The sequence below is a fragment of the Streptomyces sp. RPT161 genome (assembly GCF_027533845.1).
GTDB lineage: Bacteria > Actinomycetota > Actinomycetes > Streptomycetales > Streptomycetaceae > Streptantibioticus_A > Streptantibioticus_A silvisoli_A.
In genome coordinates, this window is sequence record NZ_JAPZVN010000009.1 from 40,075 (window position 1) to 63,384 (window position 23,310).

At 70.2% G+C, this 23,310-nt stretch carries 22 protein-coding genes and 1 pseudogene; 14 read left to right on the plus strand and 9 right to left on the minus strand.

The window, feature by feature from the left end:
- Positions 1-210 precede the first annotated feature (210 nt).
- The gene (locus tag O5O46_RS19175) at positions 211-1,593 is read left to right on the plus strand and encodes a hypothetical protein (protein WP_269856717.1); all 1,383 of its coding nucleotides are present in this window, start codon (positions 211-213) and stop codon (positions 1,591-1,593) included.
- Positions 1,594-1,754: 161 nt separating this feature from the next.
- The gene (locus tag O5O46_RS19180; RefSeq protein ID WP_269856718.1) at positions 1,755-2,996 is read left to right on the plus strand and encodes an MGDG synthase family glycosyltransferase; all 1,242 of its coding nucleotides are present in this window, start codon (positions 1,755-1,757) and stop codon (positions 2,994-2,996) included.
- A gap of 1 nt (position 2,997) precedes the next feature.
- Here O5O46_RS19180 and O5O46_RS19185 read toward each other — a convergent pair whose 3' ends face one another.
- The gene (locus O5O46_RS19185; RefSeq protein ID WP_269856719.1) at positions 2,998-3,921 is read right to left on the minus strand and encodes a nitroreductase/quinone reductase family protein; all 924 of its coding nucleotides are present in this window, start codon (positions 3,919-3,921) and stop codon (positions 2,998-3,000) included.
- A 319-nt stretch (positions 3,922-4,240) separates the two neighbouring features.
- On the opposite strand from O5O46_RS19185, the pseudogene O5O46_RS19190 reads away from it, so the two are divergent.
- Positions 4,241-4,945 (plus strand): annotated as a pseudogene (locus O5O46_RS19190) (methyltransferase); the annotation flags it as partial.
- Here the strand turns inward: O5O46_RS19190 and O5O46_RS19195 are convergent.
- From O5O46_RS19195 to polX, 3 genes are all read right to left on the minus strand, one after another.
- Complete coding sequence (locus O5O46_RS19195) at positions 4,940-5,212, minus strand: hypothetical protein (RefSeq protein WP_269856720.1); 273 nt, start codon at positions 5,210-5,212, stop codon at positions 4,940-4,942. The pseudogene O5O46_RS19190 and the gene O5O46_RS19195 overlap by 6 nt on opposite strands.
- 126 nt (positions 5,213-5,338) lie before the next feature.
- Positions 5,339-6,427, minus strand: coding sequence for a hypothetical protein (locus tag O5O46_RS19200; protein WP_269856721.1), 1,089 nt, complete (start codon positions 6,425-6,427; stop codon positions 5,339-5,341).
- Between the two features lie 67 nt (positions 6,428-6,494).
- Positions 6,495-8,234, minus strand: a complete 1,740-nt coding sequence (polX, locus tag O5O46_RS19205; protein WP_269856722.1) for a DNA polymerase/3'-5' exonuclease PolX — start codon at positions 8,232-8,234, stop codon at positions 6,495-6,497.
- A gap of 90 nt (positions 8,235-8,324) precedes the next feature.
- Here polX and O5O46_RS19210 point away from each other — a divergent pair, with 90 nt between their 5' ends.
- The gene (locus O5O46_RS19210; protein WP_269856723.1) at positions 8,325-9,632 is read left to right on the plus strand and encodes a pyroglutamyl peptidase; all 1,308 of its coding nucleotides are present in this window, start codon (positions 8,325-8,327) and stop codon (positions 9,630-9,632) included.
- A 78-nt stretch (positions 9,633-9,710) separates the two neighbouring features.
- Here O5O46_RS19210 and O5O46_RS19215 read toward each other — a convergent pair whose 3' ends face one another.
- The 3 genes from O5O46_RS19215 to O5O46_RS19225 all read right to left on the minus strand — a co-directional run bounded on the left by O5O46_RS19215 (position 9,711) and on the right by O5O46_RS19225 (position 11,350).
- Positions 9,711-10,262, minus strand: a complete 552-nt coding sequence (locus O5O46_RS19215; protein ID WP_333482401.1) for an HD domain-containing protein — start codon at positions 10,260-10,262, stop codon at positions 9,711-9,713.
- Positions 10,263-10,339: 77 nt separating this feature from the next.
- Positions 10,340-10,777, minus strand: a complete 438-nt coding sequence (locus O5O46_RS19220; RefSeq protein ID WP_269856724.1) for a hypothetical protein — start codon at positions 10,775-10,777, stop codon at positions 10,340-10,342.
- A 15-nt stretch (positions 10,778-10,792) separates the two neighbouring features.
- Positions 10,793-11,350 carry a hypothetical protein gene (locus tag O5O46_RS19225; RefSeq protein ID WP_269856725.1) on the minus strand — a complete coding sequence of 186 codons (558 nt, stop codon included), beginning with the start codon at positions 11,348-11,350 and terminating at the stop codon, positions 10,793-10,795.
- 158 nt (positions 11,351-11,508) lie between these two features.
- Between O5O46_RS19225 and O5O46_RS19230 the strand changes: the two genes are divergently transcribed.
- The gene (locus O5O46_RS19230; RefSeq protein ID WP_269856726.1) at positions 11,509-12,291 is read left to right on the plus strand and encodes an SDR family oxidoreductase; all 783 of its coding nucleotides are present in this window, start codon (positions 11,509-11,511) and stop codon (positions 12,289-12,291) included.
- 448 nt (positions 12,292-12,739) lie between these two features.
- Entirely contained in the window at positions 12,740-13,282 is a 543-nt protein-coding gene (locus tag O5O46_RS19235) for a universal stress protein (protein WP_269856727.1), read from the plus strand.
- Positions 13,283-13,360: 78 nt separating this feature from the next.
- Here the strand turns inward: O5O46_RS19235 and O5O46_RS19240 are convergent, their stop codons facing one another.
- A complete protein-coding gene (locus O5O46_RS19240; protein WP_269856728.1) occupies positions 13,361-14,560 on the minus strand; it encodes a cytochrome P450 in 1,200 nt (399 codons plus the stop codon).
- Between the two features lie 375 nt (positions 14,561-14,935).
- Here O5O46_RS19240 and gnd point away from each other — a divergent pair, with 375 nt between their 5' ends.
- From gnd to O5O46_RS35575, 8 genes are all read left to right on the plus strand, one after another.
- Positions 14,936-15,964: a phosphogluconate dehydrogenase (NAD(+)-dependent, decarboxylating) gene (gnd, locus tag O5O46_RS19245; RefSeq protein ID WP_443072570.1), complete on the plus strand. Its 1,029-nt coding sequence runs from the start codon at positions 14,936-14,938 to the stop codon at positions 15,962-15,964.
- Between the two features lie 2 nt (positions 15,965-15,966).
- Positions 15,967-17,406 carry a glucose-6-phosphate dehydrogenase gene (gene zwf, locus O5O46_RS19250; protein WP_269856729.1) on the plus strand — a complete coding sequence of 480 codons (1,440 nt, stop codon included), beginning with the start codon at positions 15,967-15,969 and terminating at the stop codon, positions 17,404-17,406.
- A gap of 511 nt (positions 17,407-17,917) precedes the next feature.
- Positions 17,918-18,370, plus strand: coding sequence for a hypothetical protein (locus O5O46_RS19255; RefSeq protein WP_269856730.1), 453 nt, complete (start codon positions 17,918-17,920; stop codon positions 18,368-18,370).
- 106 nt (positions 18,371-18,476) lie between these two features.
- A complete protein-coding gene (locus O5O46_RS19260; protein ID WP_269856731.1) occupies positions 18,477-19,340 on the plus strand; it encodes an NAD(P)-dependent oxidoreductase in 864 nt (287 codons plus the stop codon).
- A gap of 182 nt (positions 19,341-19,522) precedes the next feature.
- The gene (locus tag O5O46_RS19265; protein WP_269856732.1) at positions 19,523-20,455 is read left to right on the plus strand and encodes an LLM class F420-dependent oxidoreductase; all 933 of its coding nucleotides are present in this window, start codon (positions 19,523-19,525) and stop codon (positions 20,453-20,455) included.
- A gap of 26 nt (positions 20,456-20,481) precedes the next feature.
- Positions 20,482-21,681 (plus strand): MFS transporter, encoded by a 1,200-nt coding sequence (locus O5O46_RS19270; protein WP_333482402.1) that lies wholly within the window; start codon positions 20,482-20,484, stop codon positions 21,679-21,681.
- A gap of 249 nt (positions 21,682-21,930) precedes the next feature.
- Positions 21,931-22,398: a hypothetical protein gene (locus O5O46_RS19275; protein WP_269856733.1), complete on the plus strand. Its 468-nt coding sequence runs from the start codon at positions 21,931-21,933 to the stop codon at positions 22,396-22,398.
- Between the two features lie 11 nt (positions 22,399-22,409).
- Complete coding sequence (locus O5O46_RS35575; protein ID WP_443072571.1) at positions 22,410-22,610, plus strand: hypothetical protein; 201 nt, start codon at positions 22,410-22,412, stop codon at positions 22,608-22,610.
- Positions 22,611-22,935: 325 nt separating this feature from the next.
- Here the strand turns inward: O5O46_RS35575 and O5O46_RS19280 are convergent, their stop codons facing one another.
- Positions 22,936-23,178: a DUF5302 domain-containing protein gene (locus tag O5O46_RS19280; protein ID WP_269856734.1), complete on the minus strand. Its 243-nt coding sequence runs from the start codon at positions 23,176-23,178 to the stop codon at positions 22,936-22,938.
- Between the last annotated feature and the right edge of the window lie 132 nt (positions 23,179-23,310).

The window sequence follows — 23,310 nt, forward strand, 5'->3', positions numbered from 1 at the left end:
CTCATGCCCGGCCCAGCAGGGCACATATGCGGTCGTCTACACGCTGTAGTAGCTTACCTGGCGCGTTGTCCCCCGTACGCGACCCAGAGAGCGACTGTGACGACCGACGATCGAACGCCGACCATCGCGCCCGCCGCGAGACCGGTGCGGCAGGCCGTGCGAGGGAGGATGGCGGTCGGTGCGCGCCAACGGGCCGCGAGAGAGCCGCTGATGCCGCCGGTTCCACGAGTCGCCCTGGACACCGGACCCGCGTCCGCCGCCATCGCGCCGGACACCCTCGGGACCACCCTGGTCGACCGGTTCAACGACAGCGTGCTCGCCAGGCCGAGGGTCGCCGTCTGCCTATCGGCACTCGGCATGGTGCTGTTGGTGCTGGTCGGCGCCAGCGCGCCGAACAACCACACCCTGCGGGCGCCGCTTCCGCTGCCCCTGCTGGCACCCATGCCGGGGGGCGCCTCCACGATCGCCGTCTACATATCGATAGCGCTTTCCAGCGTGGGGCTGTTCGGACTGCTCGGCGCCAACCGCCGCGGCTGGCGCCCAAGACCGCGCGCGCTGTTCTACGTGGGCGCGGCCGTCGTGGCCGTCGTCGCCGACCTGACGCCGGTCGGCTCCTCCGACACCGCCAGTTATGCCGCCTATGGCCGGATAGCCGCGCTCGGCGGCGACCCCTATGTGACCACGCCCGGCCAACTGGGCGGCGGCTACGCGCACTTGGTCAGCGACGTATGGCTGCGTACGCCCTCGGTGTACGGGCCGGTCGCGACCTGGTTGCAGTCCGCGGCGGCGCAGATCGGCGGGCACCGGCCGTGGTTGACCATCTGGCTGCTGATGCTGGTCAACGGCGCCGCGTTCCTCGCCGCCGGACACCTCCTGATACGCACCGCCGACGACCCGGTCCGCGCCGCGCTGATGTGGGTCGCCAATCCGCTGCTGATCGTGCTGCTGGTCGCGGGCGGCCATCTCGACACCCTCATCGCCGCCCTGGCGGTCTGCGCCGTTCACCTCGCCCGCCGGGCCGCCCGGCCGCGTGACGACCTGCTGGTGGGGGTGCTCGTCGGGCTGGCCTGCGGCCTCAAGATCAGTGCGGTGCTGCTGGGCGTCGGACTGTTGTGGCCGCTGCTGCGGGAGCGCGACTGGGCCCGCATGGCACGGCAGACGTCCGCCTTCGCGGTCGTCTCGTTCGCCGGCTACTACCCGTACGGCCTGCATGCCCTGTCACCGCTGTCGTCGGCGGCCCGCCTGGTCTCCGTCCCGTCGTTGTGGGCGGCCGTCCAACAGCTCGGCCGGGTCACCGTGGGACCGGCCGCGACCGGCACCGCCATCAGCCTCGCCTGGCCGGTCCTGATGCTGGCCCTCGCCTGGCTGCTGCACCGCCGCATCCCGCCGCAGGCTGTACTCTCCGTGTCCGCGCCGTTCGCCCTGGGCTTCGCCTGGATCCTGGCGGCGCCCTGGTCCATGCCCTGGTACACCGCCACCGTCTGGGCCACGGCGGCACTGCTGCCGCGCGGCCCGCTGACCCGCTGGCTGATCCTGACCACGTCAGTGCTCGCCTTCAGCCACAACAGTGGGGGCCACGGCTGGACTTGGTAGTGCGCGGCGTGAAGTTCACCAGACCGCCGTCTGGCGCTCATGTCCACGAACGGCGGATCGGGACCGGCCGCTCCTACGGTACGGCGCGAGCACGAGGGGGCTGCCCCACCCGAAGCGCCGCACGCCGTACCCGGCCGTGCGCCCACGTCGAGCGGAAGCACATGGACGTCCTACAGCACGCCTCTCCCGACCACACCCACCACCTCCCGGAAACCGGGCCACCGCTCCGCGCACTGGTCATCACCGGCAGTGTCGGCGCGGGCCACAACGGTGCCGCCACGGAACTCGTACGACGGCTGGCCGCCCACGGCATCGGGGCCACGTACCGTGACTACCTCGACGCCCTACCGCGCCGCTACCGCCATCTGCTGCGGGACGGCTACGCGTTCAGCGCCACTCGCGCACCACGGGTCTTCGAATGGCTGTTCCGCAGCGAGGAACGGGACTCGACGGTGCGCGCGCTCACCATGCGGCTGTGCCGACTGGCCTGCCGGGACCTGGCGGACTGGGTCGGCCAGGGCTACGACGTGGTGGTGACCACGTTCCCGTTCGCCGCGCAGAGCCTGGGCATGCTCAAGGAGGACGGCACACTGACCGCGCCCACGGTGTGCTACCTCACCGACCCCGCGCCGCACCGGTTGTGGCTGCACCCCCGCATCGACGCACACCTCACCGTCACCCAGGCCACGGCCGCCGAGGGCAGCGCGCGGTACGGCCTGCCGATGGCCCCCGCCGGCCCCCTGGCCCCGGCCGCCTTCGACGCGCCGGTCGACCCGGCGGACCGCCAGGCGCTCCGCGGCGAGTTGGGCGTACCGGCGGACGGGCGGATGGTGCTGCTGGTGACCGGCTCGATGGGACTCGGCGATGTGATGGCCAGCGTACGCGCGGTGTGCGGCGTGCCGGGGACGGTGCCGGTGGTGCTGTGCGGCAGGAACGAACGGCTGCGGCAGCGGGTGGCGGAGCTGCCGGGGGCGGTCGCGCTGGGGTGGCGCGATGACATGCCGCGGTTCATGTCCGCCGCCGATGTGCTGGTGCACAACGCGGGCGGGCTGTCGCTGACCGAGGCGCTGGTGGCGGGGCTGCCCGCGGTGAGCTACGAGGTGCTGTCCGGCCACGGCCGGGCCAACGCGGCCACCCTGGCTCGCGCCGGGCTCGCCCCCTGGCCCCGCACCCCCGCCGGACTGGCGGAGGCGCTGGACCAGCAGGCGGCGCGGGGCCGGGTGCGGCTGCCGGCGCTGCCCGAGGAGCAGCAGGCGGTGCACGTCGTCGCGGAGCTGGCGCGCCGCTGGCGCGCCGAGGGGCGACGCTGCGGTACGGCACCCGCCGCGCGCCGAAGGCGCCAACCTCCGCTGTGGCGGCGGCAGTTGGGGGCGGCCGCGCCGGGGGCGAACTCGGCCTCGTGACCTATGACCCGGTGGCCTGGGCGGGTGCCGCGGGAGGGAACGGGATCCTGGCCAGGACGGGCAGCAGCCACGCCTCCTCGTAGTCGAGGTGCGCGGTCAGCTCCCTTGCCATCCGGTCGAGTTCGGCGGTGAAGCGGCGGGGGTCGGCGGTTGCGATGCCCCCGAGCAGGGTGAGCAGTTCGCCGCGGATCCGCGCCACGGTCCGGTGCTCCTCGCCGAGCCGGTCGAGGACTTCGCGCAGCTGCGGATGGTGTTTGGCCAGGGCGGGGAAGATGTGTTCGTCCTCGCCGGTGTGGTGGTGCCGCAGGCCCTCGCAGAACGTCAGGCAGTGCTGCCGGATCTGCAGTCCCAACGCCGGTACCGACGCTTCGCCGGGCCCGGGTCGGGATGCGCGGACGGCGAAGTGGGCTTCGGCCTCGGCACGTATGTGCCGCAGCTGTGCGCGCAGCCAGGTGTGTGCCTCCAGCACCCGGTCCGCGAGGTTCGCCACTTCACGGGGACCGTCCTGCGCCTGTGAGTAGGCCCGCTCCAGCAGCACGACCGGCAGGGTCCGGCCGGTACGGCTCTGGTAGTCCCCGTACCCCGGTGCGACACGCAGCACCTGCTCGAACAGCCGGTCCCGCCGTGCGCCCTTGGTGGGCACCGCTGTCGCGGCGAATATCTCGTTGCCGATCTCCACCCGCACCACGGGGTGTGCGAGCAGGTTGTGGTACCAGGCGGGGTGTGCGGGCGAACCCATGTTGGACGCGACGACCAGCAACAGGCCGTCCGGACGGAAACAGCCGAGGGCAACGGTGTGTTCGGCGCCCGATCTCGCCCCGGTGGTCGTCAACAGCAGGAGTTCACCTCCCGCGAAGGGGCCATCCACCTTTCCCTCGTTGGCTCGGAACTCCTCGATGACGGACTGGTTGAAGGACATGGGCATGGGCTGTTGACGCTCCCGAAAAAGGCAGGTGGACCCGCGTGATCGCGGTGATGGCAAGTGAGGGGGTGAAGGCAGCCGCCGCACGGCGCCCCGCGGGTGAACAGACGTCACACGACGGTGAATCGCGGCGCGCGAAGGCGCTTACGTCAGACGCGGGGTGCGGAGTGGGAACTCATGGCATGTGTCCCTTGGTGAAGGGCGCTCGCCCGACTGTCGACCGGCCCACTGCTCTTTGGTCGACGTCACGCGGCACCGCGCACCATTACAACCACCAGCCCCCGACGTGTCAACGCGGCAAGTCAGCCGCGGGGGTTGGCGTGGTCGGAACCGGTCCGGCCCGGCAGAGTCGTTCCGGCTGCACCGTCGAGCCCGTGCTCATCGCGCGCGTGTGCTGGGCAGGTTGCTCGTGCTGTTGGAAGACGACCACACCGTGGCACTGCGCAGGGCACCCCCGCCGCGGTGGTGGACGGCCCGCTCCCCGCACCGCGTTCGGCCTCGGCACGGGGACCGGTGTGCTCGCCGCCGTCCTGGCCCAGCGGGGCATCGAGCGGGTGGTGGCCACCGACATCAACCCCCGTGCGCTTGGCTGCGCTCGTGAGAACATCGACCGGCTGGGTCTGGCCCGGGCGAGTCCACCTCGCGGGCTGTGACCTCTACCCCGAAGGCCGCGCCGCGCTCGTCGTGCGCAACCCGCCGTGGCTGCCCGCCCGGCCGAACTCCCCTGTCGAGCAAGGCGTGTACGACCCTGACGGCCGCATGCTGCACGGCTTCCTCGACGGACTCACCGCCCACCTCGAACCCGCGGGTGAAGGCTGGCTCATCCTGTCGGACCTGGCCGAACACCTGGGGGCTCAGAACACGACGCCAACTGCTCGCCGCCATCGGGGCCGCACATCTGCGGGTGCTGGACAGGATCGACACCACACCACGGCATCCACGCTCGACCGACCCCGCGGATCCGCTGCACGCGGCCCGCGCGGCGGAGACAACCTCACTGTGGCGCCTGGCGAGCGCGCGGTCATGACCTCACCGGCTGCGCGGCGCCCACCTGGACCTCCGCGGCCTGCATCGAGGCGCGGACCACGGCCAGGCAGGGTGAGCAGCAGCGCTCCGTCGCGGCGTGGCCCCCTGCCACCAGGCTCTCGTGCACCGTTTGGGCGAGTTGCTGACCGCACAGGGCCATCTGGTTGTCTTCCTTGGAGATGACATGCCACAACAGCGCCAAGCTGCTAGAAGTGTTCTCCGGGCCTCCGGTCGCATCCGGGTCGAATTCGGCGCGCATTTCGTACATCGGCCTCTCCCTGGCTCATGTCCCAGCGGGCGGGGCAGCCCCGGTTCGCCCGCGGATCCATCGAAACGCCCGGCCCCCGAATGGACCATCGGAGCTAGGCCGTCAGAGTGAACACCGGGAAGTGGATCAGGTTACGGGCCGGCGGTCGATCGGGGTGAGCGGTGTGCGGATCACCACCGGGGTGCGGCGGGGCCCTGACCACGGCGCCGGGACCGCGTCGATGTCCCACGCCAGCCGGTATACGAGCCCCTCGTAGTTCACCCGCCAGCCGCGGAAGTGCGGCCATGCCTCCTGCGGTGTGCGTTCCATCGGATAGCCCTGCTCGGTCATCCGCGCCACACCCTGGAGGAACTCCTGGTAGGTCAGCTGGAGCGGGTCGTCGGGGTGGGGGTCGTGGTCGTAGGCGATGCCGCGGCTGTCGGCGATGTCACGCAGGCAGACGAAGCCCGCGCGCAGTGCCATCCGTACCTCGGCCTTCGGCTGGGAGGGGTTGAACGCCAGCCGCAGCGCCGCGGCGTCCATCACCGACAGCAGGGCGATCAGCCAGTTGCGGACCGCCTTGGTGGAGCGGAACTGGATCAGGATCGGGTAGGTCGTGTGGCTCTCGCTCAGCCCGGCGCTCCACCGTTCCCAGCCGCGGAACAGCTCGGTGAGGTCGTCGAGCAGCTGGACCTGCGCGTACCGGGCGAGGATCTCCGGTCCCCAGGGCGGGCTCCCGGCGCGCGACTCCAGCAGGGTGACCTCGGTCTCGCGGCGCTGGTAGGCGGCGTAGAGGGCGGGCAGATAGCCGACCTGCAGGCCGATCACGATCGGGCCGGTGGCGGCGGCGCAGAAGTCGATGGCGTTCAGTGACGCCCGGTTTCCGCTGGCGAAGCCGAGGGTGAACAGCGACGAACCGGCCTCGGTGAGCGCGGCCCTGACGCCGAGTCGGCTCACCGCCGCCTCCAGCAGCGCATAGCCGAGCAGGAAGAACGCCAGCCAGCTGATCAGTGTGATGAGGATGGCCAGCGGCGCCACGGGGGCGAGCAGCCGGTCCTTGACTTCGGCACTGTGCGTCAGGTCGGCCACCCACTGGAACGGCCGGTGCACCGTGCGCTGCACGACCCGGGTGAAGCTGGAGCGCGTCAGCCGTGGGATCACCAGTGTGCCCAGCACCGAGAAGAAGATCCCGAGCACGATCACCGCACCGGCGATGCCCAGCAGTACACGCAGCACAGTTACGTTCCTTCCCGCACCGATCAAGACGAGGGAAGCGTACGAGGCGTGAGGGGCAGGCGCCCTGTCATGCCGCCGCCGCTCGTCCGTGCCCCTTGCGCAGGAAACCTTTCAACCGCCGCAACGGCCAGGTGTTGATCACGTCGTCCGCGGTCAGCCAGCCGCGCTGCGCGGTGCCGGTCGCGTAGCGCAGATAGGGCAGGTGGATCGGGCTGTGGGCGTCGCTGTCCAGTGCGAACTTCACGCCGTAGCGCTTGGCCAGCAGGATGTCCTCGTCGCTCAGGTCGAGCCGCTCCGGCTGGCCGTTGACCTCCATGGCGGTGCCGGTGCGACCGCAGGCTTCGAACACCGCGTCCAGGTCCACGTCGATGGGGGGCCGCCTGCCGATGTGGCGGGCCGTGGGATGGCCGATGATGTTGACGTACGGGTTCTCGCAGGCCCTGATCAGCCGCCGGGTCTGGGCCTCGCGGCCGAGCTGGAAGTACGAGTGGATAGAGGCCACGCACAGGTCGAAGTCCGCCAGGAAGTCCTCGGGCCAGTCGACGTCGCCGTCCCGGCCGATGTTCAGCTCGGTGCCGTGCAGTAGTCGCAACCTGTGGTGTTTGCCGTCGAGTTGACGCACCAGTTCGCGCTGGGCGAGCGCCTTGTCGTCGGTCATGCGCTGCATGTACAGGTCGGGGGCGTGGTCGGTGACCGCGTAGTAGGCGTAGCCGCGTTCGGCCGCGGCGGCCACCATCTCCTCCAGCGGGGCGAGTCCGTCGGTCAGGTCGGTGTGGGTGTGCAGATCGCCGCGCAGCTGCGTCTCCGCCACCGGATCGGGCAGCGTGCCGTCCAGCGCGGCGGCGATCTCGCCGCGGTCCTCGCGCAGCGTCGGTGGGATCCACGGCAGCCCGAGTCGTGCGTACACCTCCTCCTCGGTGCACGAGACGATCAGCTTGCCGCTGTCGGCCTCGAACAGGCCGTACTCGGAGAGCTTGAGGCCCTGGCGCACCGCGATGGTGCGCAACCGGATGTTGTGCGCCTTGGAGCCGGTGAAGTACATCAGGCCCGCGCCCCAGGAGTCGGGTGGTACAACCCGCAGGTCCACCTGAACGCCCTCGGAGGTGCGGATCGAGCTCTTGGTGCCGCCGTGCGCGATGACGTCGGCGGTGTAGGGCAGGTTGACGAACGCGTCCATGAAGGGCGCCGAGTCGTCCGCGGCGACGAGGATGTCGATGTCGCCGACGGTCTCCCGCATCCGGCGCAGCGAGCCCGCGCAGGTGCAGCGGACGCAGCCGGTGATCTCGGTGAGCCTGGCCAGCACGTCCTCCGCGGTCTGCATTGCCGTGTTGAGCAGGATGCGGTCGCCCGCCTGCCGTAGCAGGCCGATGCCGTGCAGCAGGTTCTCCTCGGTCTTGGGGCCGAAACCCTTCAGACCGCGCAGTTTCTCCGAGCGGATGGCCTCGGCCAGCTCGTCGACGGAGGCGATGTGCAGGTCCTCGTAGAGTGCCATGGCCTTCTTGGGCCCGAGGGTGGGAATCCGGATCAGTTCGCGGACGCTCGCGGGAATGCGGGACCTGCGCTCCTCCAGCGCCGGGATGTGGCCGGTGTGGAAGTACTCGGCCACCTTTTCGGCGATGGACGCTCCGACGTTGGGTATCTCGCGCAGATGCTTGACGTCCAGCCGGGAGACATCAGCGTGGTACCCACCCACCGCGCGGGCCGCCTTCTCGTAGGCGCGGGCCTTGAAGGCGTCGCCACCGGTGACGGACAGGAGGTCGGCGTACTCCTGGAGCAGCGCCGCGACCTCCTCGTTGGGCCGCACCATGGTGCCCATTTTACTGAGCTTGCCCTTGTGCTGCCTGGGCGGCGCCCTGACAAGGTTGGCATGAAACCGCCAAGCCGAAGGGAAACGCGTATGACCCGGTTACGAACCAGCGCGAGCACCCTGCTCGCCACCGCCGCCCTCGTCGTCCCGGCCGCCGTGCTCGGCGCCCCGACGGCACACGCGGCCCAGGGCTGTGTGAACGCCTCGGCCCCGCTGACCGTCGAGGAGCAGCGCCTGGCCAAGCCGATCCCGCAGGAGATACTGCGCCGCAGCGGATTCGACAGCAAGGCGCCCGACTTCCTGCGCCGGTTGTGCGCGGCCAGCACACCGGCGCAGGCCCGGCGCGTCGTCACAGACAGCGGCAGACGGCTGTGGCGGGCAGCGGTGGACCGGGCTCAGGGGCGCGGCCCGACGGAAGGCGGCCCGTCCGCTGGGGGCGGGCGAGCGGAGGGACTGAACCGGAGCGATGACCGTCCGCTGTACTGGGCGCGGCTCGGCATGACCCGGTACCTGCGCCAATGGCGGCCGCGCTTCCCCCTCAGCGAACGTGAACGGGCCGCGCTGCTACTGCGGTTGGAACGCACGTCTCGCGGCGAGGACTCCGTCGACCTGCCAACGGGTGACCGGATCAAGCGTGTTGTCGTCACCGGCTTCGATCCGTTCACGCTGGACACCGACATGCGCATCGGCAACCCGTCGGGCGCCAACGCGCTGGCGCTGGACGGCGTGACGCTGCGGACCGCTGCCGGTCCGGTCAGGATCGAGACCGTGATCTTCCCGGTCCGCTGGGACGACTTCGCCGACGGCACGGTCGAGCGGACCCTGCTGCCCTACTTCAGGCCCGGCCCGCAGCGGGTGGACATGTTCGTCACCGTCAGCCAGGGCAGGGTGGGCCGCTTCGACGTGGAACGGTGGAACGGCGCCTGGCGCGGCGGCTTCCCCGACAACGACAACCTGTCCCGCACGGGGACGGTACCGCTGCCCGCCTGGGTGCCGGGCCGGCGCCCGCAGCCGCAGTGGACGGTCACCACGCTGCCCTACGAGCGGATCGTGCGGGCGCGCACCGGGCCGTTCCCGGTCTACGACCACACCGAGGTCACTGAGCTGCCCGCCGGGCAGAGCACCCCGGTGACCAGGCCGGACGGGCCGACGCCTGGTTCCATGGCGCGAGCGGGCGGCGGGGGTGACTACCTGTCGAACGAGATCGCCTACCGGGCGACGCGGCTCAGGGACGCGGTGGGTCTCGATGTGCCGGGTGGCCATGTCCACACTCCCGTGCTGGAGTTCGCCCCGGGCAGCACCAGCGCGATCACCGACCCGGTCTTCGAACACAACCGGGCGGTCATCCTCGCCCAACTCCGCGCGATCATCACCACCGCTGCGGACGCACTGCGCTGAACGTGCGGGTGGATCACCGGCCGTTGGCGAGGGGCCGTAGGGCGCCACATCGGCCTGGCGCGCCGCAACTGCCGCCCACTACACGGCGGTTCGTGCGACCGCCGCGATGACCGGCCGCCAGTCCTCCATGGTGCCGGGGTCCAGGCCGACGACCTTGCCCGCGTCGTCGGCCTCCCGCAGGGCTATCGCGGACTGGGCCAGGGGGTCGCCGCGGAAGTGCTCCATCTCGGCGGCCGTCATCGCTCCGCCCTGGGTCCGCAGGGTCAGGGCGCTGCGCGGGGACAGGGTGCGCTCGGCGACGGTGGCCGCCAGATAGCGCTTGGCGGGGACGTGCAGCTCGACGAGTCGGGCCACCCGCTCACCGAGCAACGGCCGTACCGCGTCCGCCGCGTGCCGGGCGTGGCCCGCGTCGTCGCCCGGCCGCAGCAGATGGCCGATGTCGTGCACCAGACCGGCCACCTGGAGTTCGGTGTCCTCGGGATGCGTCTCCCGTAGCAGCCGAGCGGTCTGCAGTCCGTGATCGTGCAGGTCCACCGGATCGCCGGAGCGGTCGGGAGTGTCCCAGGCCCCCCGGCAGGAACGCAGCAGCGTCATCAGCTCCCCGACACTGCTCACCTGCGGTATGTCCACGGAAACTGCGCTCCTTCTGCGTTGGTGCGGTGCCCCAACACAACAGGCCCGGGTGAACGGTCTGGGTGGGCGCGGTTTCAGGGGAGTTGGCCGATGGTGAACAGCGGCTGCTGGGTGTCACCGCAGCACCACCACGCCTGCTCGTCGATGGCGCACGGCGCCATCGGGTGGTCGTGGCCCGGGCAGAGTGGCCAGGGCAGCGCCTCGTAGCCGACGAGGTGGTCCTGGGTGATCTCGGCGACGCGGGCGGTCAACTCGGCCTGTTCCACAGCGCAGTTGACGCCCGAGCCGAACAGCGCGCCCTGCGCTGACTCCATTCCCACGACCAGGAACCCCTCCGGGGCGCCCGTCTCCTGTCCCGCCCACCACCGCGGTTCGGGTAGCCGGGCCCGCACTCTGGCATCATGCCGCAGGTCGTGTCCGACCCGTGCGCAGGCGCTCGCCAGGCCGGTCGGCACACCCTGCGCGGGTGTGCCGACCAGTTCCCATGAGGCCAGCTTCCGTAGCGCTGACATCACCTTTCGCGGCCCCTAACCGATCGAGGCACTGCTGACCAGGGCGGACGTGCCGGAGAGCGCGGCCTGCCGGTGCGACGCCGCGTCACCGCCCCCGCCGTCCACGACGTAGCGGAAGAGGAACCGCACGTTGGCGGTCCCGGTGCGGCCACCCGCGTTGACCGGGAAGACACAGCTTCCACTGGCCTCCATGTGCGGCCCGATCGGGTTCTCCGGGAACGTCCAGTGCCAGATGTAGCCCGGCGGGATCGAGTGGTAGTCGCTCGCACCGGTCAGCGCGCCGTTCTTGGACTGCCAGGCTCTGCACTGCATGGTGCCGGTGGCGATCGACCGCAGGTACGGGCTGATGACGAAGGAGAACGCCACGGGGTTCTCCCGGAACGGCCGACCGCCGGACACATAGGTGACCTGCGCGGTGAAGTGCCCGTTGGAATCGGTGGCTTGGAAGAACTGGTTGCCGATCTCGAAGATCTTCTCGCCGTAGTCGCCCGCGGCGACCGCTGGCGAGACCAGGCCGATGCTCGCGGCGAGGAACGCGGCGAAAGCAATGGCCAGGTGGAGGATTTTGCGCACTCTATACCCCCTTTAACCTTTTGGCTGTTTGGAGCCGGTTAATCCTAGAGTTCCAGCGGCGGGGAACGGTGTATTCACGCTGAACGGCATGTGAGCGAGATGTGTGCCGCGGCGCGCACCAGAGGCGGAACCAGCAAGGTTGCGCGACGATGGAACCCATGACCGAGCACAGGCAGTCGGATACCGACGCGCGCCCCCTGTCCGGATGTGCGGCGCTGATCACCGGCGCCTCCAGCGGCATCGGAGCGGCCACCGCCATGGCACTGGCCCGGCAGGGCGCCGCGGTCGCACTGGCCGCCCGCCGCGCCGAGCGGCTCGCGGAGCTGGCCGCAGCCATCACGGACCAGGGCGGGGCATCTGTCCCGGTCATCGCCGACCTGCGGAATCCGGCGCAGGCGCGGCAAGCCGTCGAGGCGACCGTGGAGCGTCTGGGCCGGTTGGACGTGCTGGTGAACAACGCCGGTTACGCGGCGATGGGCACGCTCGAAGAGGGCGAGCCCGAGGACTGGGACCGGATGATCGACCTCAACTTCCGGGCCGTACTGCACACCTCGCGTGCGGCGCTGCCGCATCTGTCGCGCGCGGCACAGGACGGCCCGCGCGGCGTGGCCGACCTGGTGAGCGTCAGCTCGGTGGCCGGCCGGTTGGCACGGCCGGGCAACAGTGTCTACTCGGCGACGAAGCACGCGGTGGTCGCGCTCGGCGAGTCGCTGCGGCAGGAACTCGCCGGTCGCGGCGTGCGGGTCGGCCTGGTCGAACCTGGGCTGACCCGCACGGAGATGACCGCCGAGGGCGCCGCCGCGCCCGTCGCCCGCGGCCTGCCGGAGAGCCGGTGGCTGGAGGCGGAGGACATCGCCCGGGCCATCGCCTTCGTGGTCACCCAGCCGCCGCACGCCGCGGTCAGCGAGATCATGGTGCGGCCGACGGCCCAGGAGCACTGACCGCAGCAGGGAAGACCGCCCTGCGCATCGCGGGTCCGCCAGGGCCGGACCGTACCGGGCCCGCGAGACGTCCGGTCAGCACGAGAGCTTCCCGCAGTAACGACCCGCCCATGTCCACGGGCCCCCAGTGCGATTCGCGCCGGGTGTCGGGTCACCGGCCCCAGTCGCCGTCGTCGTCCTCTCCCCACCCCGTGTCCCGGTCGTCGTCGCTGCGCGGGTCGTTGTCGTCGTCGCCGAAGAGCTCACGCTGATCGTCCATGGCCACCATGATGCCGACTGCGCGGCCGAGGGTTCACCCCACATCGCCCCGTACCGGTCAGGCGCCACCCCAGCAGGTGAACAGGCCATAGAATGTATGGAAACTCACCTCTGATCGCCTAAGAATCTCCACCCCTGGCTGCTATTCTTCTAATGAATCTTAAGCGTTGAGGGAAAGGGGCAGGCGGTCATGGCCGGGGGCAAGCGAGTCTTCGTCGGCGTGAGCGGATCGACGGCCAGCTTGGCGGCACTGCGCCGCGCGGTGGTCGAGGCGCGGCGCACCAACGCCCTTCTGGTGCCGGTGCTCGCCTGGACCCCGCCGGGCGGCGAGACCGCGTACCGCAAGCACCCCGTTCCGGCGCTGATGCGGGAGTGGCAGCAGGCCGCCCGCAAGCGCCTGGACACCGCCTTCGAGGAGTCCTTCGGCGGCTACCCCTCCGACCTGGAAATCCTCCCGATGCCGGTGCGGTTCGCACCCGGCCCCGCGCTGGTCCAGCTCGCGGACGACCCCGACGACCTCCTCGTCGTCGGCACCGGCCGCCGCGGCCGACTGCGCCGCATGCTCCACACCTCGGTCAGCCGCTACTGCCTGGCCCACGCCAAGTGCCCCGTCATCGCCGTGCCACCGCCCGAGCTGCTGCGCGAACTGAGCTTCACGGCACGGACGTTGCGCAAACTTCCGGCACTGGAGGCCCCGGACTGGACGGCGGCGGTACACGCACATCGGGGATGAGGGTGGCGTACGACTCGTCGTACAGGTCACCGCTGCACGCCGCGCGGTGGCTCCCGCGCAGCGCAGCGACCGCGCGGTCTACCAACTGACCGGTAGTTGGCAGGGGAAGCGGCGGATGGTCCCGGCGTTCCACTGGAGTTCCTGGGGGGCGACGGCCAGGCGCAGCCGGGGGAAGCGGGTGAGCAACGCGCCGACGGCGGCCTGTAGTTCGGCCATGGCGAGGGGGACGGCGATGCAGTGATGGCCGCCCCAGCCGAAGGCCATGTTGGGGCTCGGCGGCCGCTCCAGGTCGAGGCTGTCGGGGTCACGGTACCGGGACGGATCACGGTTCGCCGTCAGGTAGGAGACGTGTACGAAGTCACCGGCCCGGATGGTGACACCGCGGACCTCGACGTCCTGTGTGGCGACGCGCGGAATTCCCACTCCGGTACGGAACGGGATGAAGCGCAGCAGCTCCTCCAGGGCGCCCGGCAGCAGTTCGCGGCGACGGTGCAGTATCGCCCACCGTTCGGGGTTGGTGAGCAGCATGTACGCGATGTTGCTGATCTGGCAGGTGGCGGTGTCATGGCCGCTCATCATCAACGTCAGGGCCATGACGGCCAGTTCCTGGTCGTCGAAGGCGTCGTCGCCGTCGCGAGCGGCGGCCAGGTTGCTGATCAGGTCGTCACCAGGGCTGCGGCGCCGCCTTGCGGTGAGTTCCTCGAAGTACGAGCGCAGATGTGCCTTGGCCTCGGCGGCGGCGTCAGCCGTGTCGTGGCCGGTGGACAGCATCTCGTGTACGTGGCCTTGCAGCATGGGCCAGTCGTCCGGTGGGATGACCAGCAGTTCGCAGATGGTGCGTTGCGGCAACGGTTCCGACAGGTGGTGCACCAGGTCGGCCGGGGGGCCGTGTTCGACCATCTCGTCGAGGAGCGTGTCCACGATGCGTTCCACGGCGGGGCGCATCCGGTCGACGTGCGGTTTGGTGAACGCCTGCGAGGCGAGTCTGCGCAGTCTGCTGCTGTGCGGCGGGTCCATCACGTTGATGGATTCCGGGGAGACGATGGGTTTTGGTGTCAGCCGGGGGTAGTCGCGGCCGATGATCGCGGCGCGGCTGAACCTGTGGTCGGTGGTCACCTGCCGGACTCCCTCGAAGTCCGTGACCAGCCAGGCGGCGTCGCCGTAGGGCATGCGGATCCGGGTGACCGGACCGGCGGACATGAGTTGCCGGAGCAGTGGATCGAACTCCAGCCCCACCCTGAAGTCAAACGGACAACTCACAGCAGCGACGTCGTCCACGCGAGCACCCCGTAACGGTAGCCATCACAACAAGCCGAACACCACTTCCATGGTTAGCCCGCCTGCCGGCGTGCCGGAGCCCATCAAGACGGTTTCGCCCCACGTTTCCCTCCGACGGCCTTACGGACGACCGCGAAGCCGAGCCTCACCGATCGCGCGGCGTGCGTGATGTGAGGGGAGTTCTCGCGCCTCGCGAGGCTTGCTGACGTACCCTCAGCGCGCTTGACCGGATGTCGCGCCTCGCGGCCTCCCCGTTCGGCTGCGGGGGCCCTGCGTTGGAATCACCCTGTATGGACTATTTCCCACCGATGCTCCAAGGGTAGGAACTCCTCGTGATCGTCGCGCATCCGCGATCAGGAAAGCGAGGAGTACGCAATGGCAACCGACCGTCCCATGCAGCTCGGCATGATCGGGCTCGGCCGGATGGGCGCGAACCTGGTGCGCAGGCTGATGCGGGACGGGCACCGGTGCGTCGCCTATGACGTCAACGACAGCGCGGTGCGGCGGCTGGAGGGCGAAGGCGCCCTGGGCGCGGTGTCCATGGCGGACTTCGTGGCGAAGCTGGAGAAGCCCAGGGCCGTCTGGCTGATGCTGCCCGCCGGTGTCGTGCAGTCCACGCTGCACGAACTCATCGGGCTGCTCGATCCGGATGACGTGGTGGTCGACGGTGGAAACTCCTACTACCGCGACGACATCGCCCGCGCCAAGCAGCTCGCTACGCGGAACATCCACTACCTGGACTGCGGGACCTCGGGCGGTGTGTGGGGCCTGGAGCGCGGCTACTGCCTGATGATCGGCGGCCCCGAGGAGCCCGTACGCCGGCTCGGCCCGATCTTCCGCAGCATCGCTCCCGGCTTGGGCAGCGCGGAGCCCACCCCCAGTCGGACCCGCACCGGCACCGCTCCGGAGGGCTACCTGCACTGCGGCCCCAGCGGCGCGGGCCACTTCGTGAAGATGGTCCACAACGGCGTGGAGTACGGCATGATGGCCGCCATCGCCGAGGGCCTTAGCATCATCAAGCACGCCAACGTCGGCGAGAAGCCCCAGACCTTTGACGCGGAGACCGCGCCGCTGCGCGATCCGGAGGCCTACCGGTACGACATCGACGTCGCCGAGGTCGCCGAGGTGTGGCGCCGCGGCTCCGTCGTCGGATCGTGGCTGGTCGACCTGCTCGCCGACGCCCTCGCCCGCTCTCCTCAGCTGGATGACTTCACCGGACGGGTGTCGGACTCCGGTGAGGGCCGGTGGACGGTGCTGGCATCGGTGGACGAGGGGGTTCCGGCCCCGGTGATCACCGCGGCACTGGTCGAGCGGTTCCAGTCACAGGGGCGCGGCGACTTCGCCAACAAGGCGCTCTCCGCTATGCGCAGCGAGTTCGGCGGCCACGCGGAACGGAAGGGCTGACGATGTCGCCACGCTCCCAGGTGCCTGACGACCACGTCATCGTGCTGTTCGGCGCGACCGGGGACCTCGCCAGGCGCAAGCTGCTTCCCGGACTCTTCCATCTGGCCAACGCCGGGCTGCTTCCAAGGCGTTGGCGCATCGTCGGCTCGGCGCCCGCCTCCTCCGCGCTCAGCGACGAGGAGTTCCGCCAGCACGCCAAGGCTGCCGTCGCCGAGTTCGGGCTGGTCAAGCCGGAGGGCGAGGCATGGCAGGCGTTCGAGGGCACACTGAGCTTCGGCGCCGCGGACGCCGAGGACCCCGGTCCGCTGGTCGCCGCGGTGGCCTCGGCTGAGCAGGCCATCGGGGGAAGCCCGCGCCGACTGTTCCACCTGGCGGTGCCGCCGACCGCGTTCGGCTCCGTGATCGGCATGCTCGGCTCCAGCGGGCTGGCGGAAGGCGGGCGGGTCATCATCGAGAAGCCGTTCGGCACCGACCTGGCCTCGGCCCGCGCGCTCAACGAGACGGTCCACGCGGTCTTCGACGAGTCCAGGGTGTTCCGCATCGACCACTTCCTCGGCAAGGAGTCGGTGGAGAACATCCTCGCGCTGCGCTTCGCCAACGGGCTGCTGGAACCCGTCTGGAACCGCGACCACATCAGCCATGTGCAGATCGACGTACCGGAGACCATCGGGATCGAGGGCCGTGCCGGGTTCTTCGAGGGCACCGGCACCTTCCGGGACATGGTCGTGACGCATCTGTTCCAGGTGCTCGGCTTCGTGGCGATGGAGCCGCCGACCGCACTCGCCGCCAAACCACTGCGAGACGAGCGGAGCAAGGTCTTCGAGGCGATGCGGTCGATCGACGTCGCGCATGTGGTGCGCGGACAGTACCTGGGCTACCGGGACGAGCCCGGTGTCGATCCACGTTCACAGACCGAGACCTTCGTCGCGCTGCGCGCCGAGGTGGACAACTGGCGTTGGGCCGGGGTCCCGTTCTACCTCCGCTCCGGCAAGCGCCTGGCACAGAGCCGCCAGGTCGTGACGCTGCACTTCAAGGAACCGCCCCTGCGGATGTTTCCTGTCGACGCCCGGCCGAACGCCGATGCCCGCGGCAACGTGCTGGTGGTGGACTTCGACGACCCCGGCTGGATCGCCGCCCGCTTCCTGGCGAAGGAGCCCGGGCCCGCCATGCGGCTCGCCCCGGCGCAGATGACCTTCCGCTACGCCGACTCCTTCCAGAAAACACACGGCCTCGAAGGATACGAACGGCTCATCCTGGAAGCGATGTTGGGCGACCAGTCCCTGTTCACACGCTCCGACGGCATCGAACGCCTCTGGCAGATCTCCGAACCGCTGCTGAACTCCCCACCGGACGTGGAAACGTACGCCCCCCGATCATGGGGCCCGGATGCCATCAACGACCTGATCGCACCGCACCGTTGGTACCTTCCGGACGGCAACTAGGGCCGTCCGGCCGACCAGGATCCACGGCGCCCAGTACCGACGGGCACCACCACTCAGTGGGGCGAGGAACCCTCGGCAGGGCCCCTCATGGATCGCGGCGACCGCGCCAGTCGATCGCATATCTCATCCGTGGCAACGGAACCGTACTTCGCCGACAGGTTCGACACCCTACTCCAAGCAGTAGGCGTGCGAGTCGTTCCCACGCTGCCAGACGTTCCGCGGGACGAACGCGATCGCCGAACGCTGGACGGCGGTGTCCGCATCCAGAACTGGCGAGCCGTCGGGACACTCCATTGGCGTCCCACCGACCGGGTGAATTGTTCCGGTTGGCCGTCCCGGTAGCCCGCGTGGACGGCCCGGGATTGCTCTGGTCGGGTGGCTCGGCGGCCGGTCGGAGGGGGGCCTCAAGCTGCGATGGGCCCCGGAGTCCGTTTAGCTCGTGGCTGAGGCACGGAGCTTCCCGCGTTCAGCAGGTACTCGCCTACGTCCGCCGCCCGAGGAGGTCATCGCCATGAGCGCTCGCACCTGGGTCGCCGCTCCGCTGGCAGGAGCAGTCATCGCCCTCGCCGCCCCTGCGGCGGCCCACGCTGGCACCGCGGCCGTCCCCGCGCGGCACCCGTCGACCGCCGCCGCGGTTCACCGGGCCGCCGCGCCCCCTCCTTCGCGCCGTAACCGGCTCCGGGGCGGCGGTTTCAATGGCTGTCCCTACATCAAAGTGGCTATCTCCAGTGACCGGACAGCGATCATGAGCAACTGCCGCCGTGGGCCGGTCGCGATCATCTTGACGACTGCGGACGGCAAGGTGGACGCGTTCCTGGACGTCAATTACCCAACGGACACCACCGACGGCCTTGAGCTGCGGATCGTCGGGTTCTTCAGGCGCCATCCGGCGCTGCTGGTGAAGCACTTCGACAGTCCCCCTCGGTGGTTCTACTTCCCGCCCAGCCGCTACCACTACGGCTGATCGGCGCGTCGCGTGCCTCGTCGGGGCCTGTGGTAGGGCGCTCCGTTCCCAGGAGGGACTCGGGCTGCTGGGGAACACCATGAGGGGGAACGGACAAGGGGCTGCCATGTCTGATGTTTCCACCGTCGCTGTTCTCGGAGCGGGCGCACTTGGCACCGCGATGGCGACGCGGCTCGGAGGTACGGGCCATCAGGTGCGGTTGTGGAACCGCACGGAGGAGAGGGCCCGCGCGGCGGCGGAGCACGCGCCCGGGGTCACGGCGGTCGGGGGGCTCGGCGACGCGGTCTCCGGCGCGTCCGTCGTCATCACGGTGCTGCGTGACGGCGAAGCGGTCGCGGAGGTCATGTCAGATGCCATCGCTCGGCTGGACGACGACGCCGTCTGGGTGCAGGCGAGCACGGTGGGGCCACGGCATGCCAGCGCCCTGGCTGGTATGGCTCGTGACCACGGTGTCGCCTACCTCGACGCGCCGGTCTCGGGAAGCACCACTCCCGCTCGGGAGGGCAAGCTTGTCTGGCTGGTCGCCGGTCCCGAGGACGTCCTCGCGCGGGCGCGCCCGGTACTCGACCATCTCGGCTCGTCCGTGCTCCACGTTGGGAGGGGCTCCGAGGGCAGCGCCGTCAAGCTCGCGGTGAACGCCTGGATGGCCGCCTCCACAGTCGCCATGAGCGACGTCCTCGCCCTCTGCGACGCACTCGGCGTCGACCACGCCACGTTCGTCCGGGTCCTTGAGGCGGGCCCGCTCGCCATGCCTTATGAGTTGCAGAAGGTGAGCGTCATGGACAACGCCTCGTACGCGCCCGGATTCGCGGTGCGACTGGCCCTCAAGGACATCGAACTAGCCGCGGCATCCGCCGCCCTCAGTCCTCTCCTCCAAAGCGTCCGAGACCGCCTGGCAGCAACCGCGGCGGCCGGCCATGACAGCGACGACCTCGCCGCCGTCGACTTCCTGAGGCAGCCGCCGTCGTAACCCGTCCGCGGGCCGTGGCTCCGGTGCCGGCCGCACGGGTCGAGCAGCACACGACCGGTCTCGCGCACGGCCCGTAACAAGGGTGTCGACGTCCGCGCCGGGAGGCGGCCCTCGTCCGGACGGCGGGACCCAGACGGGTACAGCGGGCTGCGCATCGCGGGCTGTCGGGGGAGGATCAGCCCATGACGATGAGGCTGGGAATCGGACTACCGCAGATGAAGCGGTACGACGTGTCACGTGATGTCGCCGAGGTGGCGCGCACGGCAGAGCAGATCGGTTACGAGAGCCTATGGGTTTTCGAACGGGTTCTGTTCCCGGAACGGCCGCAACAGGGGCTGTACTCGATCCCCGGACTGGCGTGGCCGGACTCCTACCGGTCGGTGGCCGATCCGTTGGTGGTGCTGTCGATCGCCGCCGCGGCAACTGAGCGGGCCCGACTCGGCAGCAGCGTGCTGATCGCACCCTTGCATGTGCCGCTCCAACTCGCTCGCACTCTCGCCACGTTGGACGCGGCGAGCGACGGCAGGGTGCTGGCAGGGTTCGGCACGGGCTGGTCGCTGGACGAGTACGCGGCGGCGTCCATCGCCCCGTTCCAGGAGCGCGGGCGGGTGCTGGACGAACTCCTCGACGTCTGTGCGGCGGTCTGGGGCCCGGATCCGGTGTCCTATGAGGGCACTTGGACCGTGATCAAGGAGGCTGAGGTCGGGCCGAAGCCCGCGAGCCCGATCCCGGTCTATCTGGCGGCCACCAACCGGAAGGCGCTGGACCGTGTGGCCCGCCGCGCCGACGGCTGGTTGCCCACGGGGATCCCACCGGAACCACTGGCGGCCCAATGGCGGCAACTGACTGATCTGGCCGCGTCCTACGGCCGTGACGAGCACGCGCTGGAGATGTGCGTAAGGGCGAACGTGCAGCTCACCCGGGCGCCGGTCGACGACGACCAGCGCCAGCCGTTCATGGGCACGGTCGAGCAGATCGTGCAGGACGTGGCCGCCCACGCCGCGGTGGGCGTTCACGAGGTGTTGCTGGACCTGCAGGGCAACGTACGTGACGCCAAGGAGCTCACCGATCTGGCGGCCCGGGTGTACGGGGACGTACGCGACGCGGGGATCTAGGTGTGCCGTCCGGACGGGGCGGAGACGTGGGCGTTGAGGACGCGGGCGGCCGTCATGCCCGGGTCCGGTACCTCGCGGCCGCGGCGGTGTTCGCGGTCGGCATGGCGGGGACCACGCTGCCGACTCCCCTGTACGGTCTCTACCGGCAGCAGATCGGCTTCTCCGAACTGATGGTGACGGTGGTCTTCGCGGTCTACGCGCTGGGCGTGATCGCCGCGCTGCTGATCGCCGGTGACTTCTCCGACGTCCTGGGCCGACGCCCGGTGCTGATGGTCGCTTTGGGGTTGTCCGTCCTGAGTGCGGTGTGCTTCCTGGCCGAGGACGGGCTGCCGCTGCTGTTCGTGGGACGGCTGCTTTCGGGATTCGCCGCGGGCCTGTTCAGTGGAGCCGCGACAGCGGCCGTACTGGAGCTGGCGCCCCCGCAGCTGAGCGGAAGGGCAGGATTCGCCGCCACGGCCGCCAACATGGGCGGTCTGGGCTGTGGGCCGGTGTTGTCGGGAGTCCTGGCACAGTACGCGCCGTGGCCGCTGCGGCTGCCGTTCCTCGTGCACATCGCGTTGCTCGCGGCGGCCTTCGCCGTCACGAGCGCGCTGCCGGAGACGGTGGCGCGTCGCACGCCTCGACCGCCGCTGCGCCCTCAGGGCATGGTCGTGCCCGAGCAGACGCGTGGAGCGTTCGTGCCGGCCGGGCTGGCGGCACTCGCCGGTTTCTCGTTGCTCGGACTGTTCACCGCGGTGGCGCCGAGCTTCGTCGCCCGGACCCTGGGTGTGCACAACCTGGCTGTTTCCGGCGTGGTCGTCTTCTCGGTGTTCTGCTCCTCCACAGCCGGTCAGTTCCTGATGGGCCGGGTGGGCGTACGGCGCGCGCTGCCCATCGGGTGCCTGGTACTGACCATCGGCATGGCCCTGGTCGCGTCCTCCCTGCTGATGGTGTCCCTGCCGGTGCTGGTCGTGGGCGCGGTGGTTGGGGGCCTCGGCCAAGGTCTGGCGTTCCGCGCGGCCTTGACCAGCGTGAGCGCGGTGGCTCCGGACGAGCACCGTGGAGCGACGATCTCAGCGTTCTTCGTCGTCGCCTACGTCGGGATCTCCTTGCCCGTGGTCGGAGTCGGGGCCCTCACTCTGGCTCTGGGGCTGCGCGGCGCGGGTCTGGTCTTCTCGGGTTGCGTGGTTCTGCTCTCTGCTGGGGTGGGAGTGTTCCTTCTGCGTCGGCCCCTGCGGACGGACTGAGGTCGTGGACACGTCCGCGGGGATAGGTCCCGGCCCGGCGGCCGGACGGCTGGAAGCACGGATTCACGGCTGCCGCGAGGCAGCCGTCCTGTAGTGGAACGCAGCAGCTCAGTGGCCCAAACCCGGTTTGTTACGCGGAACGCCTGAAACTTCTCAGTGACTTTGCAGGTGTTGTGTCATCAGAGGTGTCCGCATGTGCTGTTGATTGTTCCCAGGAACAGACCGTCTCCACTTTCTAGGGACCTCACAGTGCAACTGCGTACCGTCCTGATCGCCGCCCTGATCGGTTCCGCCACCGCTGTGTCCGCCGCACCCGCACACGCGGGTCCTCCGGCCACCGGCATGCTGGTGACGGCGGCGCGGCAGCCCGATGCCGTACTCGCGCAGGCGCGTACCGAAGCCCGGGTGGACGCCTTCTTCCGTGACTATCGTCAAGCCGTCCTCCGCCGGGGCGGCAGACCTCGTGCCGTACGCATCAAGTACCTCACCGCCCGGCTGAACAAGAGGCTGGACCACTGGGCCGAGCGGCACGGCGCCGATCCGGTCTTCCACGCGCGCAAGGTGCCCGGGCAATGGTCGGTGCGATATGAAGGCACCGCCGCTGCCTACTCCACGGTCGTCCTGACGGAGCGCTGGGGGTCCGGGGCCGTCCGGGAGCTCGTGTTCCAGGTCCGGCTGCCGGACCTGCGCATCATGGACCTTGAGGACCCCGCCTGACCACTCGCCCAGTGACTCGACCCCACCTCAGCCCGGACGGGGCGTCCCTCTACGTCGCCAACGGCGGGTCCAACAGCGTCTCGGTGCTCGACACCCGAACCAACCGGGTGACCGCGTCGGTACCGGTCGGTGTCTCCCCGGTGAGCGCGGCTGTCAGTCGCGAAGGCTCCAGGGCCTACGTCGCCGATATCGGCCCGGGAAGGTGTCCGTGATCGACACCCGTACCCACCGCGTCACGGCGACCGTCGCCGTGGGCCCCCCGGACACCGCCCCTTCAACCTGGCGCCAACCCTTCCCAGCGGGGCCGTCATTCCGCCAAGGGGGCGGCCGCCTACTGCCAAGGGAGCCGTGAGGCCCAACCAGGTACAGCGCCTGATTGGGCCTCACCTGCGGCGCCCGTCGCTCGTGCCTGTTCTCTTCGATCCGTCGCCGAACTCCAGCCGCTCGTTCTGGGCGGTTGCAGTCCTTCTTGTCGAGGGTCAGCACGTGCCGAAAGGAAGACACCGAGCGGTATCTGGTCGGGCGCTCATCCTCGACTCATCCGCCGCTCTTGCGTCGGAACGATCGCTGCCTCGCAGCCGGACCCTGAGCACCGTGGACCTTCGACGAGTCCGGGCCCGCGGATCCTGTACCAGCGCCCGCCTGCTGACCGCGCTTACGCGCCAGGGCTTCCTGGAACTTGCGCTTCAGGTCGTACTGGCCGTCATCGCCAGGCGCCAGGGAAGGACTCTCTGAATCAGCTGGCTCGGGAACTTCGTGCGGTTGAGTTTCAGCGGCCATGGGGACCTCCTGGGTTCGGGCCTTTGGAGGCACAGCTTGTCACGCCGCGCGCCTCGGCGGGTGGTCCGCTGGTCGGCTGCTCGGATCCCAGCCGAAGCGGGACCGAGTCGACCGGTCGACAGCAGGGCGTTC